The following is a 14,604-nucleotide window of genomic DNA, read 5'->3' on the forward strand; positions in this document are numbered from 1 at the left end:
CCCGAGTTTACGTGGCCTAGGAACGATGGTCGGCCACGGCCTCCAGTACATGCTGGACCTCGACCCGGTCCTTGGCCCTGCGGCGGTCCTCCAGGACCGAGGTCCAGGCGTTACGACGGGCGGTGCGCTGGCCGCTGCTCAGCAGCAGCGACTCGACGGCACGGAGGGCGATGGTGACGGACGGGATGGCGTTGGCGCGTACCGGCACGGCCTGCATGGTGGTGTTCCCTCTCGGAGCGGATGCGCTGACTGGCGCGGACTGAGTGCGGGAAGGGGTGGCACGCGGCGGCCCGACGGAACTGCAGCCGTGTGTGTACCCAGGGTCACTGCTTGGTGTTACCAGCGCATGACCAGGTGGTCAAACACCAATGAAACCTGGAATTCGGCGCCGTGCACGCCGACGCGGCCCATACGCGTCCCCGACCTGCGAGGAGCGCATGAGCCGCGTCGAATCGAGCGGTACCGCTCAGTAGTCGCCTGTGCCCGGTTTCACATGTTCGGCGTGGTCGTCGCCGACGCCGCCGCCAGCGCCTGACGCCGCTCGATCGCCTGCTGGAAGAGGCGTCCGGCACGGTACGAGGAGCGGACGAGCGGGCCCGACATCACGCCGGAGTAACCGATCGCGTCGGCCTCGTCCTTCAGCTCCACGAACTCGTGCGGCTTCACCCAGCGCTCGACCGGGTGGTGCCGCACGGACGGCCGCAGGTACTGCGTAATCGTGATGAGCTCGCAACCTGCGTCGTGCAGATCCTGGAGCGCCTCACTGACCTCCTCGCGGGTCTCGCCCATGCCGAGGATCAGGTTGGACTTCGTCACCAGACCGGCCTCGCGGGCCCGCGTGATGACTTCCAGGGAGCGCTCGTAACGGAAACCGGGGCGGATCCGCTTGAAGATCCGCGGAACCGTCTCGACGTTGTGCGCCAGCACCTCGGGGCGCGAGGAGAAGACCTCGGCGAGCTGTGCGGGCTCCGCGTTGAAGTCGGGGATCAGCAGCTCCACCTTGGTGGCGCCCGCCTCCCGCTCCGCGGTCAGGCCGTGGATCTGGCGGACCGTTTCCGCGTACAGCCAGGCTCCGCCGTCCTCCAGGTCGTCGCGAGCGACGCCGGTGATGGTGGCGTAGTTCAGGTCCATCGTGACGACGGACTCGCCGACGCGGCGCGGCTCGTCGAGATCGAGATCGGCGGGCTTGCCGGTGTCGATCTGACAGAAGTCACAGCGTCGGGTGCACTGGTCGCCACCGATGAGGAACGTGGCCTCGCGGTCTTCCCAGCATTCGTAGATGTTCGGACAGCCGGCCTCCTGGCACACGGTGTGCAGGCCCTCGCTCTTCACGAGTTTCTGCATCTGCGTGTACTCGGGACCCATCTTCGCCCGCGTTTTGATCCACTCGGGCTTGCGCTCGATGGGGGTCTGGCTGTTCCGGACCTCCAGGCGCAGCATCTTGCGCCCGTCGGGTGCGACAGCGGACACTCCGGCTCCCCTTTGCTTTCGCTGCATTCGAATCTTCGGTAAACACCAGGGTACGCCCGTAGTTAGAACGGCCTTACGTCTGGCCAACCTGGGGCCGACGGGGCGTATTCCCCGCCCGGGGGCGGGGCCGGGACCCGTGTCAGGCGGGCGCCGGGGCGCTTGCCGGCTCCACGGCGGGCACGGAGGCCGGGACGGCGGCCTCCGTGGGCGCTACGGCCCGGGGTGCGAGTGCCGCGTTCTCCAGGACGTCCCTGAGGTGCTTCTCCAGGACCGGAAGGACCTCCGCGATCGTCAGGTCGCGGCCCAGTTCGTACGCGAGTGAGGTGACGCCCGCGTCCCGGATGCCGCACGGCACGATCCGGTCGAACCAGGTGTTGTCCGGGTTCACGTTGAGCGCGAAGCCGTGCATGGTCACACCCTTGGCGACCCGGATGCCGATCGCGGCGAGCTTGCGGTCCTCGCGTCGCTGGCCCGCGTTGGACGGCGCGTACTCCGGGCCGTTCATCCGCGGGTCGAACTCCTCGTCCTGAAGGCGCGGATCGAAGTCGAGGGAGAGCCCCCCGAGCGCCGCCCGCTCCTCGACCGGGTCGCCCAGGACCCAGACCCCGCTGCGGCCCTCGACCCGGGACGTCTCGACGCCGAACTCGGCCGCCGTACGGATCAGCGCGTCCTCCAGGCGACGGACGTGCGCGACGACGTCGACCGGGCGCGGAAGCTTCTGGATGGGATAGCCGACGAGCTGGCCCGGGCCGTGCCAGGTGATCTTGCCGCCACGGTCGACGTCGATGACCGGGGTGCCGTCCAGGGGGCGCTCGTTCTCCGCCGTGCGCCGGCCCGCCGTGTAGACGGGCGGGTGCTCGAGGAGCAGGCACGTATCGGGGACCGTGTCCTCGAAGCGAGCGGCATGCACCTCGCGCTGCTTCTGCCAGGCCTCCTGGTACTCGACGGAATCCTCGCCGAATCCCAGACGGACGAACCGCAGCTCACTCACTTCAGGTGCCTCCCTACTCGCGGTGCCGGAGGCCCGGGGGGTGTCCCCGGAACCACGTCACCCTGCACTGGTGTGCGCCCCCAGCCACTGTACGACCGCCGTCGTCGGTGCGGCCCGGCAGGTCGTTTCCGTCAGCGCCGCCGACAATCCTCACACGATCGGATGAATGTGGGGCGAAGGCGGCCGGGGGTATGGCCGGGGCGGCTAAGTTCGCGCCGTTCCATAAGGGCTGCCCGCCCGGCCCCGAAGGCAGGAGACCGTACAGCTGATGTCGGAACGACCTCCGCAGCGCACCCCCAACCGCCGGCTCGCCTCGCTCATCGCCGAAGCCGGGTTCTCCCATGCGGGTCTGGCCCGCCGGGTTGATCAACTCGGTCTGGAGCACGGCCTCGATCTGCGGTACGACAAGACCTCCGTGACCCGCTGGCTGCGGGGCCAGCAGCCTCGGGGAACCACTCCCGCGCTGATCGCCGAGGTCTTCACCCGACGGCTGGGGCGGCGGCTCTCCGCCCAGGATCTCGGGCTCGACGCCTGCGCTCCCGTCTACGCCGGTCTGGAGTTCGCGGCGACGCCCGCCGAGGCGGTCGACATCGTCAGCGGGCTGTGGCGGAAGGATTCGGGAAGCCATGCGGAGTTAAGGAAGATCGCGTTCACGCCCGCGGGGCTCGTCGTCCCCAGCCGGGACTGGCTGATCGGGCGGGCCGACGAGCGGGTGGGCAGCACCGAGTCACCGGCGACGGCCGCAGCGCCGCGTGGTGCGGCAGGGACGGGCGGTGCCGCCGGTGCTGTCGGCTCGGTCATGAGCGGTGGGGCTCATGGTGCGTCAGGGGCGGCGGGGGCGGTCGGTCCGCCCGGGGCGAGCGGTACGGGCGGGCTGGGTGCTCCCGAAGGAGCGGGACGGGCAGGAGGGGCGGGATCGGTGACCGTGGCGGGCGGTTCCCACGCCCCTCACGCCCCTCACGCCGCCCACGCCCCTCACGCCCCTCACGCCGCCCACGCCCCTCACGCCCCTCACGCCGCCCACGCCCCTCACGCCCCTCACGCCGCCCAGGCCGCCCAGGCCGCCCAGGCCGCCCACGCCCCCCACGCCTCCTCCTATGCGCCGCACAAGGCCACCACGGTGCACGGGCAGGCCGGCCGGAACAGTGCCCGCCCCGGTCCCGCGCGCCCGCCCACGCATCCGGCCCCGCCGCCCGCCGCCCTCTCGACCGTGCCGCGCCAGCGGCAGATCGACCGGGGCCCGGGCCAGCGGGTGAGCAGTGGAGACATCGCCGCCCTGCGCTCGGTCGGCGAACTCTTCCGCACCCTCGACGACGCCTACGGCGGCGGTCACGCCCGGCAGGCCCTCGTCCGCTATCTGGAGCACGAGGCGGAGCCCATGCTGCGAGGGAGCTACGGCGAGGCCACCGGCCGACGGCTGTTCTCCGCGGCCGCCGACCTGACCAGGCTGGCGGGCTGGACCTCGTACGACATCGCCGCCCACGGTCTCGCCCAGCGGTACTTCGTCCAGGCGCTGAGGCTCGCGCAGGCCGCGGGGGACCGGGGGTACGGCAGCTACGTCCTGATGACCATGAGCAGGCAGGCCGTGTATCTCGGCCACGGCAGGGAGGCCGTCCAGCTGGCGCGCGTCGCCCAGCAGGGCATCGGTTCGTCCGCGCCGCCCGTCGTGCAGGCCATACTGCACGCGGTCGAGGCCCGGGGGCACGGTGTGCTCGGTGAGGCCAGGACCTGCACCGCCGCGCTCGCCCGGGCGGAACGCGCCCTGGAGGCCGCCAGGCCCGGGGACGAGATCCCGCACTGGGCCAGGTACTTCGACGAGGCCCAGCTCGCCGACGAGTTCGGACACTGCCACCGTGACCTCCAGTCCTACAGGACCTCGGCCCAGCACGCGGAACGCTCGCTCCAGCTCCGCGCTCCGGCGTACGCCCGCAGCCGGCTGTTCTGTCAGGTGGTGCTCGCCTCCGCGCGGCTCGGGCTCGGAGAGCTCGACCAGGCGTGCTCCCTGGGCGCCGATGCGGCGCAGCAGGCATCGGAGATGAGATCGGTACGGGCCACGGAGTACGTACGTGACTTCGAGCGCCGCCTGGAGCCGTACCGGGACGCGGCGGCCGTACGCCACTACCGGGACCGTGTCGCCGCCCTCGGCTGACGCGGCCCGGTAGATGAGCTGACGGTCACTCACCCCTTGCGGGCGCTCCTCACCCGGGAGCGGCAATCCGCGGGCCGTACGCGATGTGCACGGGTCATGATGGGAGAGGTCCGATGCGAGTGCTCCCCGGCGCGAGGCCTGGGCGGACCCCTCAGGCGGCCGTGGTGAGCGGCGCCCCCGCCTCGCACCCTTCGCGCACCCCCAGGTCGGCGAGGATCGCGGATGCGGCACGGCGGCCCGAGTGCAGGGCCCCCTGGACCGTGCTCGTATCGCGGTGGTCGCCGCACACGTACAGCCCGGCGAGCATCCGGACCGGGCGGCGCGGATCGTGCGGGGCGGGCATCGCGGGGACCGCCTCCGGATCGTGATGGGCCGCCAGCAGCTCCCAGTCGTCCGTGGAGGTTCCGTACAGCGCCGCGAGGTGCCTGCGGACCGTGCGGTCGAGGTCCGGTGGAGGCGTGCCGAGCACCGTCGACGTGATCAGCGACCGGCCGTGCGGGGCGCGTGAGGGGTCGACCTCGCTCATCACGGCGGTGTGCGAGACCGGTCCCGAACGGTCGGCGTCAAGCAGCAGTGAGGTGCCGGCCGGCGGGGGAGCGGGCGTCGTGTGGTGCAGCACCGTCACCGGGTGGAACGACGGTATCCGCAGCCCGGGCAGCAGCTCGGCGGCGGCGCCGGCCCCGGTGGCCAGCAGCAGGGAACGGCAGCGCAGTTCACCGTGCTCCTTGGTGCGCACCGAGGTGATTCCGGCGGCGGTGACATGGACGCCGGTCCGTACGGTGCCGGGTGGCAGCGTGGCCGCCAGGATTTCCGGCAGGGTCGAGGAACCGCCCGCCGGTACGCACAGCCTGCCGCGCGCATAGCCGCGCAGGGCGAGATCGGCCACACGGCTCGATGTGGTGAGCGCGGGGTCACTGAGCAGCGCGGAGAGCAGTGGGCGCAGGAATCCGTTGACCGTACGGGACGGGAGGCCGCGGGCCGCCAGGGCGGCGAGGGCGGTCCGTTCCGGCCGGGCCAGGAGGCGGGGGACGGGCGTGGAGGCCAGTCGGCCCAGTGCCGCGCCCAGGCGGGCCTGCTCGATCGCCCCGCCCAGTGGTGCATGGGGGGCGCTCGATCGGGAGCGCACTGCTCTGAGAGCGCCCCTCGCGCTCCGTATGGTGCCGGTGCGGTACTGGCGGCCCTCACTGTGGACCAGCAGCCCGGGTGCGAAGTCCCGCAGCACCAGCCCTTCGAGAGCGGGCGCGAGGCCCAGCTCCGGGCAGGAGGAACTGAGCAGAGGTCCCAGGTGGTCGAGCCGGAATCCGTCCACGTCATGCGTGGCCATCCGGCCGCCGACACAGGGGGCTGCCTCCAGGACGCTGACGCTCACCCCCGCGCGGTTGAGCTGATGGGCCGCCGACAGGCCGGCTGGCCCGGCCCCGATGATGATCACATCTGCGTGGTGTGCCGTGCCGATCACGTCTGCCCCTCCCCGAGTCGGTGCGACTGGTGGGAGGCTCTTGCCCCCAACAGGCCGCCGGAATGCCCGAGTTCGGGTCGAGGCTAGGAGGATGGCTGATACGGGCGCAGCAGCGCGTGCCCCGGGCACCGGGGCACGGGGTCGCACAGCGGCGTCAGCGCAGGGCTGCCCGGATCGCCCCGTCGATGCCGGGGAACGCGAACGAGAAGCCCGAGCCGAGCAGTTGGCCGGGCAGCACCCGCTGGCTGCCCAGCACGTCCGTCGCGAAGCCGCCCAGCGCGATCCGCAGCGCCGGCGCCGGAGCGGTGAGCAGGGTCGGGCGGTGCAGCACCCGTCCCATCGCGGCCGTCACCTCCCGGTTGGTGACCGGGTCGGGCCCGGTCAGATTGACCGGGCCCGACAGCGCCGGGGTGTCGATGATGTGCCGCAGCGCCGCGATGTGGTCGTGCAGCGCGATGAAGCTCCAGAACTGGCGACCGTTTCCGAGCCGCCCGCCGAGACCCGCCCTGAACAACGGGAACAGCCGCCCCCAGGCCCCACCCTCCCGTGCCACGACCAGGCCCGTGCGCCCGAACACGGTGCGGACGCCCGCCTCCTGCGCGGCGGCCGCGGCCTCCTCCCACTCCACGCAGACGGACGGCAGAAAACCTTCGCCGGGAGGGGCGCTCTCGTCGACCGCGCGGTCCCCGGTGTCGCCGTAGTAGCCGATGGCCGACCCGGACAGCAGCACCTTCGGCGGAGCGTCGAGGGAAGCGACGGCCTCGGCGATCGCCGCCGTGCCCAGCACCCGGCTGTCCCGGATCTCGCGTTTGTACGCCTCCGTCCAGCGGCGGTCGCCGACTCCGGCACCGGCCAGGTGGACGACGGCGTCACAGCCCACGAGCCCCGCCACGTCGACGTACTGGCGCTTGGGATCCCACTCCACCTCGTCGCCCGTGGCGGGCGGGCGGCGCACCAGGCGGACCACCTCGTGCCCGTCGGCGAGGAGCGAACGCACCAGCGCCGCTCCGATGAGTCCGGTCGAACCGGTGATGGCGATACGGGAGTGCGACATGGGGCCATCCTGCCTCAGACGTGCTCCGCGCCGCCGTGTTCCGGCCGTGCGGCGGGCGTCCCGGTCCGCGAAAGTGCGCTGACCGGACGGGGGCGGCGTGCCACAGTGGAACGCATGCCCGAACTGCGTACCCGCCCCGTCCGTCAGGCCGCTCTCGCCGACGGTGAGGCGCTGGCTGAACTCGACCGGGCCACCTGGTCGACGCTGCACGCGGTGCAGCCGCGGCCCCAGCCCCCGTACGACCCCTTCTTCGGCGCGGGGCACCGGCCCGCGGACTTCCTCGTCGCGGAGGCCGAGAACGCCGACGGCGAGGCGGTCGTCGCCGGATACATCCGGCTGGTCGCGCCCACCCCGCTCGCCTGCAACGCACATGTGCGCCAGATACAGGGCCTCGCCGTGGCCGACTGGGCGCGCGGGCGCGGTCTCGGGCGGAACCTGCTGCGCGCCTCGTTCGCCGAGGCGCGGCGCCAGGGCGCGAACCGCATCACCCTGCGCGTCCTCGGGCACAACACCCCCGCCCGCGCGCTGTACGCGGCGGAGGGCTTCGCCGTCGAGGGTGTGCTGCCCGGCGAGTTCTTCCTGCACGGACGGTACGTCGACGACGTGCTGATGGGGCGCTCGCTCACCCTCTGAACAGCCTGCTTGGAGCGGAAGTACCGGTGGAAGGTGCGCAGCGCGACGCGCACCGGCGAGCGAGTACGGCGAGCAGGGCCTGCGGGTGGTCGCGCCGCCCGAGGCCCGGGTCTCAGGACGGGCCGAAGCGGTCCCGGAGCGAGGGAAAGCGCGTGGCCAGCTGGGAGTCGCCCTCCAGGCTGAAGGGCACGCCCTCCGGCTCGGTGGGCTGGGGCGGGACACCGAGGTCCGGCGCGACCACTCCGGTGAGTTGCTCGTACGCCTCGTCGGCGGCGTAACCGAGCTCCTCGCCGTCCCCGTCGAACTCCTCGTCGAAGTCGTCGAGGAGCTCGGCGAGGCTGTCCGGATCGTGCAACGCCCCTTCGAAGACCTCCCGGCCCTGGCCGATCAGCCAGCACCGGAAGTAGTCGAAGGCGTCGTCGCTCGCCCCGCCGAGCAGCACCGCGGCGGCGCCCCACAGATCCCAGCGGTACGCGCGGTTGTAGCGGACCTCGAAATGCCGGGCGAAGTCCAGCACGGAGTCGGGGTCGAGCTGCACCAGCCGTTCGACCAGCAGATCGGCATGGTCCTCGGGGTCGCCCTCGGCGGCCTCGCGGGTGCTGTCGATGATCTGCCAGAACTCCGTCTCGTCCATCACGGGACAAGCATCGGCCCTGACGGCGGGCGATGCACGCGGAGACACCGAAATGAAGCCCTTCACCGGTAGAGATCGCGCAGCCGTTCGGCCGCGTCGGCGAATCGTGCGCGCGGGCCGGCCGGTTCGAGGACTTCCAGCTCGGGTCCCAGCGCCGGCAACTGGCCGTACGCGATGTCGAGCGACTTCACGGGCAGGGTGACCGTGCGCCGGCCGTCGGCGCCGGGCACCCGCCTCGGAGACGCGTACGGTCACCTCGGTACTCGGTACGGAGGATGGACAGGCGAACCGCGCGGAGCGGGCGTCCCGGAAGCCGGGCAGGCCGAAGTCCTCGTCGCGTACGAAGCGCTCGTCGGTCGCCGTGACGGCGGAGAACCGGTCGATCCGGTACACCCGGAGGCTGTCCTCGGCCCGGGCGCAGGGATATCAGGTCCCACCCTTCAGGACGAGCCCGTACGGGGCCGGCGGCCGCCGGGCAGGTCCAGCGGAGCCCTCGATCGCCGGGCAGGCTCGAAGGATCGAGCCCGCCCGGCGATCGAGGGCAAGAACGGCCAGGTCAGAGACCGTACCGCTCTCGTGCCTCCTTCACCGCGGACGCCGGCACCTCGCCGCGCCGCGCCAGCTGGGCCAGCGCCGCGACCGCGACCGACTGCGCGTCGACCCCGAAGTGGCGGCGGGCCGCCTCACGCGTGTCGGAGAGGCCGAAGCCGTCCGTGCCGAGTGAGGACCAGTCCTGCTCCACCCACTGGCTGATCTGGTCCGGAACCGCGCGCATCCAGTCGCTGACGGCCAGCACCGGACCCGGCGCACCGGACAGCGCCTGCGTCACGTACGGCACCCGCTGCTCGCCGTGCAGTATCGCCTCGTCGGCCAGGAGCGCCTCGCGCCGCAGCTCGCCCCACGAGGTCGCGGACCAGACGTCGGCCGTGACACCCCAGTCCGCCGCCAGCAGCTCCTGCGCCTCCAGGGCCCAGTGGATCGCCGTACCGGAGGCCAGCAGCTGGAGCCGCGGTGCGTCCACGCTCGCGGGCGTGCCCTCCTTGAAGCGGTACAGGCCCTTGACGATCCCGTCCTCGACACCTTCCGGCATCGCGGGCTGCCGCTTCGGCTCGTTGTAGACCGTCAGGTAGTAGAAGACGTTCTCGGCCTCGGGGCCGTACATCCGGCGCAGACCGTCCTTGACGATCACCGCCACCTCGTACGCGAACGCCGGGTCGTAGTTCAGCGACGCCGGGTTCGTCGACGCGATCAGGTGCGAGTGACCGTCCGCGTGCTGGAGGCCCTCTCCCGTCAGCGTCGTCCGGCCGGCCGTCGCGCCGACGATGAAGCCCTTGCCGAGCTGGTCGGCGAGCTGCCACATCTGGTCGCCGGTCCGCTGCCAGCCGAACATCGAGTAGAAGATGTAGAACGGGATCATCGTCTCGCCGTGCGTCGCGTACGACGTCGCCGCGGCGATGAAGTCGGCCATGGCGCCGGCCTCGGTGATCCCCTCGTTGAGGATCTGACCGTCCTTGGCTTCCTTGTAGTACATTAGCTGGTCGCGGTCGACCGGATCGTACGTCTGGCCCAGCGGCGAGTAGATGCCCGCCGACGGGAACAGCGACTCCATGCCGAACGTGCGTGCCTCGTCCGGGACGATCGGCACCCAGCGCTTTCCGGTCTGCTTGTCCCGCATCAGGTCCTTGGCCAGGCGCACGAACGCCATGGTGGTGGCCATCTCCTGCTTGCCGGACCCCTTGTACAGGGCCTGGAACGCGCGCTCCTCAGGCTCCGGCAGGGCCACCGCGTGCACCCGGCGGGCCGGTGCGGGACCGCCGAGCGCGGCACGGCGCTCCTGGAGGTAACGGACCTCGGGGGAGTCCGCGCCCGGGTGGCCGTACGGCACCAGGCCGTCGGCGAAGGCGCTGTCCGGGATCGGCAGGCCCAGGAGCTCGCGCATGTCCTTGAACTCGTCGACCGACAGCTTCTTCATCTGGTGATTGGCGTTCTTGGACTCGAAGCCCTTGCCGAGCGTGTAGCCCTTCACCGTCTGCGCGAGGATCACGGTCGGCGCGCCCTTGTGCTCGACGGCCGCCCGGTACGCCGCGTACACCTTGCGGGCCTCGTGGCCGCCGCGCGAGGTGTAGAAGCACTCGGCGATCTTCGCGTCGGTGAGCAGCTTCGCGAGCTCGGCGAGCGCGGGCTCGGCGCCGAAGAAGTGCTCACGTATGTACGCGACGTCGCGGGTGGCGTACGTCTGGAACTGCGCGTCCGGGACCTCGCGGAGCCGGCGCAGCAGCGCACCCGTGGTGTCCAGCTGGAACAGCTCGTCCCAGGCGTTGCCCCAGAGCGTCTTGACGACGTTCCAGCCGGCGCCGCGGAACGCGCCCTCCAGCTCCTGGACCACACGGAAGTTGGCGCGGACCGGGCCGTCGAGACGCTGCAGGTTGCAGTTGATGACGAAGGTCAGGTTGTCGAGCTGCTCACGGGCCGCGAGGGCGAGGGCGGCGGTCGACTCGGGCTCGTCCATCTCGCCGTCGCCCAGGAAGGCCCAGACGTGCGAGTTCGACGTGTCCTTGATGTTGCGGTTGGCCAGGTAGCGGTTGAAGCGTGCCTGGTAGATGGCCGAGAGCGGGCCGAGGCCCATCGACACGGTGGGGAACTCCCACAGCCAGGGGAGCCGCCGCGGGTGCGGGTAGGAGGGCAGACCCTCGCCGCCCGCCTCCTGGCGGAACTTGTCGAGCTGCTGCTCACTGAGCCGGCCGTCGAGGAAGGCGCGGGCGTAGATGCCGGGGGAGGCGTGGCCCTGGATGTAGAGCTGGTCGCCGGAGCCTCCCCCGTTCTCGGCTCCGCTCGAACGGGAGGTGCCACCTCCCTCCTTCCCGCGGAAGAAGTGGTTGAAGCCGGTCTCGTACAGCCAGGCGGCCGAGGCGAAGGTGGCGATGTGGCCGCCGACGCCGTAGCGGGCGCCGCGGGTGACCATGGCTGCCGCGTTCCAGCGGTTCCACGCGGTGATGCGGGACTCCAGCTCCAGGTCACCGTCGAAGGCGGGCTCCGCGGCGGTCGGGATGGAGTTGACGTAATCGGTCTCCAGCAGTTTGGGCAGCGTGAGACCGGCACCCTCGGCGTGCTGGAGCGAGCGCCGCATGAGGTACGCGGCCCGGTGCGGGCCGGCGGCCTTGGTGACGGCGTCGAGGGAGGCCGCCCATTCAGCGGTCTCCTCGGGGTCACGGTCCGGGAGCTGGTCGAGCTCGCTCGGGAGCTTTCCTACGGGGTCGGTCATGATCGCCGCCTTCCGGAGAGGAGGGGGGTGGAGAAGGCCCTGGCTGGCAGGACAGGGCGATGGGGCCGGTGGGCCCGCGGAGTGAACTGTAAATGGCTGATCGATGATCGATCAAAGGGTTGAAGGGGAAAACTTCTCGATATGAAGAAAGTGGCATTCGGTGCCGCGAAAGGGGGCACGCAGTGACGTCACAAAGAGGGCAAAAGGGGCGCTCGACTGCGCAGTCGAGCGCCTGGTGCCGCAGATGGGCAGAGGGGTCACGCGCGGGGCGCGCAGCCCAGCACATGTGCCTTGACCAGCGTGCCGATCTGCGGGTCCTTCCGCAGGAACGCCTCGATGAGCGCCTCGTGCTCCTCCGCGTACGACTTCTGGACCGTGCCGAGCCACCGGATCGACAGGGCCGTGAACACCTCGATGCCGAGCCCTTCCCAGGTGTGCAGCAGGACGGCGTTCCCGGCGGCCCGCACCATCTCCCGGTGGAAGGCCACGGTGTGCCGTACCTGGGCCTCGCCGTCGGCCAGCCGGTCCGCCTCGTAGAGGGCCGCCACGTGGGGTGTGAGCGCCGAACAGTCGTCGCCGAGCGCGGGGGCCGCCAGCTCCGCCGCGATCTGCTCCAGGCCCGCCCGTACCGGATAGCTCTCCTCCAGATCGGCCGCGGTCAGATTCCTCACCCGCACGCCCTTGTTGGGCGCCGACTCGATCAGACGGAGGGTCTCCAGCTCGCGCAGCGCCTCCCGGACGGGCGTCTGGCTCACCTCCAGCTCGGTCGCGATGCGGCGCTCCACGATCCGCTCGCCCGGCTTCCAGCGCCCGCTGACGATCCCGTCCACGATGTGCTCGCGGATCTGTTCGCGCAGCGAGTGGACGACGGGCGGGGTCATGAGGGGCTCCTTCTGAGCGATCCGGCGCTGCCTGCGCCGGCACGGCCGCCTGGGCGACCGCCGGCTGTCTAGACAATACGGCGGCGCCCCCGCCCGGAGGTGTTCCGGACGGGGGCGCCGCTGGTGAGGCTGGTTACAGGTACGTCGCTCAGAGGCCGAGCTCGACCTCGAACTCACCGGCCTCCAGGATCGCCTTGACCGTCGTCAGGTAACGGGCGGCGTCCGCGCCGTCCACCAGACGGTGGTCGTAGGAGAGCGAGAGGTACGTCATGTCGCGCACCGCGATCGTCTCGCCGAGGTCCGGGTGGTCGATGATCACCGGACGACGGACCGTGGCACCGATGCCCAGGATGGCTGCCTGGTTCGGAGGCACGATGACGGTGTCGAACAGCGCACCGCGCGAGCCGGTGTTGCTGATCGTGAAGGTGGCACCGGACATGTCGTCCGGGGTCAGACCGCCACCGCGGGCCTTGCCGGCCAGCTCGAAGGTCTTCTTCGCGATGCCGGCGATGTTCAGGTCGCCCGCGCCCTTGATGACCGGGGTCATCAGGCCCTTCTCGGCGTCCACGGCGATGCCGATGTTCTCCGAGTCGAAGTACGTGATGGTGCCTTCGTCCTCGTTGATCCGGGCGTTGACGACCGGGTGGGCCTTCAGCGCCTGGGCAGCAGCCTTCACGAAGAACGGCATCGGGGACAGCTTGACGCCCTCACGGGCGGCGAAGGAGGCCTTCGCCTGGTTGCGCAGCTTCATCAGCTTGGTGATGTCGACCTCGAGCACCGAGGTCAGCTGGGCCTGCGAGTGCAGCGCCTTCATCATGTTGTCGCCGATGACCTTGCGCATGCGGGTCATCTTGACCGTCTGACCGCGCAGCGGGGACGCCTCCAGCTTCGGCGCCTTCGCGGCCGGAGCAGCGGCGGCCGGAGCCGGAGCGGCGGCGGCGGCCTTGGCGGCCTCCGCGGCGGTGACGACGTCCTGCTTGCGGATGCGGCCACCGACGCCGGTGCCCTTGACCGCGCCCAGGTCGACGCCGTTCTCGGCGGCGAGCTTGCGGACCAGCGGCGTGACGTACGCGCCGGAGTCGTCACCGGAAGGCGCGGCCTGGGCGGCCGGTGCCGGGGTGGCGGGCGCCGGAGCGGCGGCTGCCGGAGCCGGAGCGGCCGGAGCGGCGGCTGCCGGAGCCGGAGCCGGAGCGGGTGCCGGAGCGGGTGCCGGAGCCGGAGCCGGAGCGGGTGCCGGGGTGGCGGCTGCCGGAGCCGGGGCGGACGGAGCCGGGGCGGACGGAGCCGGGGCAGCGGCGGCGGGTGCCGGGGCAGCCGGGGCCGGAGCGGCGGGTGCCGGGGCCGGGGCGGACGGAGCCGGGGCAGCCGCCGGAGCGGCACCCGGGGCACCGATGACGGCGAGCTTCGCGCCGACCTCGGCGGTCTCGTCCTCGCCGACGACGATCTCCAGCAGCACACCGGAAACCGGGGCCGGGATCTCGGTGTCGACCTTGTCCGTGGAGACCTCGAGGAGGGGCTCGTCCTCGGTGACCTCCTCGCCGACCTGCTTCAGCCAGCGGGTGACAGTGCCCTCGGTGACGCTCTCACCGAGTGCCGGGAGGGTGACGTCGGTGCCGGAGGCGGACGAGGCACCGGTGGTGGCCTCGGCCGTCGGAGCCGCGGCCGGGGCCTCGGTCTCGGTGGACGGCGCGGTCGGCGCCTCGGCCGCGGCCGGGGCCGGAACCGCGGCGGGCTCGGCGGCCGGAGCGGCGGCGGGCTCGGCGGCCGGAGCCGCCGCGGGCGCGCCGGAACCGTCGTCGATGACGGCCAGCTCGGCGCCGACCTCGACGGTCTCGTCCTCGGCGACCTTGATGGAGGACAGGATGCCGGCGGCGGGCGACGGGATCTCGGTGTCGACCTTGTCGGTCGAGACCTCGAGCAACGGCTCGTCGGCCTCGACGCGCTCGCCCTCGGCCTTCAGCCAACGGGTGACGGTGCCCTCGGTGACGCTCTCGCCGAGCGCCGGAAGGGTTACGGAAACCGGCATGGTTTCAGTTGCTCCTTACGAAAGTGCGGAAGTGGTCGGTCGTCG

11 protein-coding genes and 1 pseudogene are annotated in these 14,604 nt (G+C 71.8%); 2 read left to right on the forward strand and 10 right to left on the reverse strand.

What is annotated here, in order from left to right; genetic code table 11:
- Positions 1–16: 16 nt before the first annotated feature.
- From F0344_RS27345 to lipB, 3 genes are all read right to left on the reverse strand, one after another.
- Positions 17–217: an SCO2195 family GlnR-regulated protein gene (locus F0344_RS27345; RefSeq protein ID WP_185301289.1), complete on the reverse strand. Its 201-nt coding sequence runs from the start codon at positions 215–217 to the stop codon at positions 17–19.
- Between the two features lie 272 nt (positions 218–489).
- Positions 490–1,470 carry a lipoyl synthase gene (gene lipA / locus F0344_RS27350; RefSeq protein WP_185301290.1) on the reverse strand — a complete coding sequence of 327 codons (981 nt, stop codon included), beginning with the start codon at positions 1,468–1,470 and terminating at the stop codon, positions 490–492.
- A 139-nt stretch (positions 1,471–1,609) separates the two neighbouring features.
- Positions 1,610–2,461, reverse strand: coding sequence for a lipoyl(octanoyl) transferase LipB (gene lipB, locus F0344_RS27355; protein ID WP_185301291.1), 852 nt, complete (start codon positions 2,459–2,461; stop codon positions 1,610–1,612).
- A 268-nt stretch (positions 2,462–2,729) separates the two neighbouring features.
- Between lipB and F0344_RS27360 the strand changes: the two genes are divergently transcribed.
- Positions 2,730–4,610: a regulator gene (locus tag F0344_RS27360; protein ID WP_185301292.1), complete on the forward strand. Its 1,881-nt coding sequence runs from the start codon at positions 2,730–2,732 to the stop codon at positions 4,608–4,610.
- 151 nt (positions 4,611–4,761) lie between these two features.
- On the opposite strand, the gene F0344_RS27365 is transcribed toward F0344_RS27360, so the two are convergent.
- Both F0344_RS27365 and F0344_RS27370 read right to left on the reverse strand, forming a co-directional pair.
- Positions 4,762–6,069: an NAD(P)/FAD-dependent oxidoreductase gene (locus F0344_RS27365; protein WP_185301293.1), complete on the reverse strand. Its 1,308-nt coding sequence runs from the start codon at positions 6,067–6,069 to the stop codon at positions 4,762–4,764.
- A gap of 154 nt (positions 6,070–6,223) precedes the next feature.
- A complete protein-coding gene (locus F0344_RS27370; RefSeq protein ID WP_185301294.1) occupies positions 6,224–7,123 on the reverse strand; it encodes a TIGR01777 family oxidoreductase in 900 nt (299 codons plus the stop codon).
- Positions 7,124–7,237: 114 nt separating this feature from the next.
- Between F0344_RS27370 and F0344_RS27375 the strand changes: the two genes are divergently transcribed.
- Complete coding sequence (locus F0344_RS27375) at positions 7,238–7,756, forward strand: GNAT family N-acetyltransferase (RefSeq protein ID WP_185301295.1); 519 nt, start codon at positions 7,238–7,240, stop codon at positions 7,754–7,756.
- A 112-nt stretch (positions 7,757–7,868) separates the two neighbouring features.
- Here the strand turns inward: F0344_RS27375 and F0344_RS27380 are convergent, their stop codons facing one another.
- The 5 genes and pseudogenes from F0344_RS27380 to sucB form a co-directional block, all read right to left on the reverse strand.
- Complete coding sequence (locus F0344_RS27380; RefSeq protein WP_185302927.1) at positions 7,869–8,390, reverse strand: DUF4240 domain-containing protein; 522 nt, start codon at positions 8,388–8,390, stop codon at positions 7,869–7,871.
- 62 nt (positions 8,391–8,452) lie between these two features.
- Positions 8,453–8,861 (reverse strand): annotated as a pseudogene (locus tag F0344_RS27385) (helix-turn-helix transcriptional regulator); the annotation flags it as partial.
- 85 nt (positions 8,862–8,946) lie between these two features.
- On the reverse strand, positions 8,947–11,652 hold the full coding sequence (gene aceE / locus F0344_RS27390) for a pyruvate dehydrogenase (acetyl-transferring), homodimeric type (RefSeq protein ID WP_185301296.1): 2,706 nt from the start codon (positions 11,650–11,652) through the stop codon (positions 8,947–8,949).
- Positions 11,653–11,909: 257 nt separating this feature from the next.
- Positions 11,910–12,533, reverse strand: a complete 624-nt coding sequence (locus tag F0344_RS27395) for a GntR family transcriptional regulator (RefSeq protein WP_185301297.1) — start codon at positions 12,531–12,533, stop codon at positions 11,910–11,912.
- Between the two features lie 148 nt (positions 12,534–12,681).
- Positions 12,682–14,559 carry a 2-oxoglutarate dehydrogenase, E2 component, dihydrolipoamide succinyltransferase gene (gene sucB, locus F0344_RS27400; RefSeq protein ID WP_185301298.1) on the reverse strand — a complete coding sequence of 626 codons (1,878 nt, stop codon included), beginning with the start codon at positions 14,557–14,559 and terminating at the stop codon, positions 12,682–12,684.
- Between the last annotated feature and the right edge of the window lie 45 nt (positions 14,560–14,604).

Origin of the sequence: Streptomyces finlayi (genome assembly GCF_014216315.1) — a bacterium.
Classification (GTDB): Bacteria; Actinomycetota; Actinomycetes; order Streptomycetales; family Streptomycetaceae; genus Streptomyces; species Streptomyces finlayi_A.

Excerpts from the sequence above, each read along its gene's own strand:
- F0344_RS27375 (WP_185301295.1), top strand. The coding sequence starts at position 7,238 with ATGCCCGAACTGCGTACCCGCCCCGTCCGTCAGGCCGCTCTCGCCGAC.
- aceE (WP_185301296.1), bottom strand. The coding sequence starts at position 11,652 with ATGACCGACCCCGTAGGAAAGCTCCCGAGCGAGCTCGACCAGCTCCCG.
- F0344_RS27360 (WP_185301292.1), top strand. The coding sequence starts at position 2,730 with ATGTCGGAACGACCTCCGCAGCGCACCCCCAACCGCCGGCTCGCCTCG.
- sucB (WP_185301298.1), bottom strand. The coding sequence starts at position 14,559 with ATGCCGGTTTCCGTAACCCTTCCGGCGCTCGGCGAGAGCGTCACCGAG.
- F0344_RS27370 (WP_185301294.1), bottom strand. The coding sequence starts at position 7,123 with ATGTCGCACTCCCGTATCGCCATCACCGGTTCGACCGGACTCATCGGA.
- F0344_RS27345 (WP_185301289.1), bottom strand. The coding sequence starts at position 217 with ATGCAGGCCGTGCCGGTACGCGCCAACGCCATCCCGTCCGTCACCATC.
- F0344_RS27395 (WP_185301297.1), bottom strand. The coding sequence starts at position 12,533 with ATGACCCCGCCCGTCGTCCACTCGCTGCGCGAACAGATCCGCGAGCAC.
- F0344_RS27380 (WP_185302927.1), bottom strand. The coding sequence starts at position 8,390 with ATGGACGAGACGGAGTTCTGGCAGATCATCGACAGCACCCGCGAGGCC.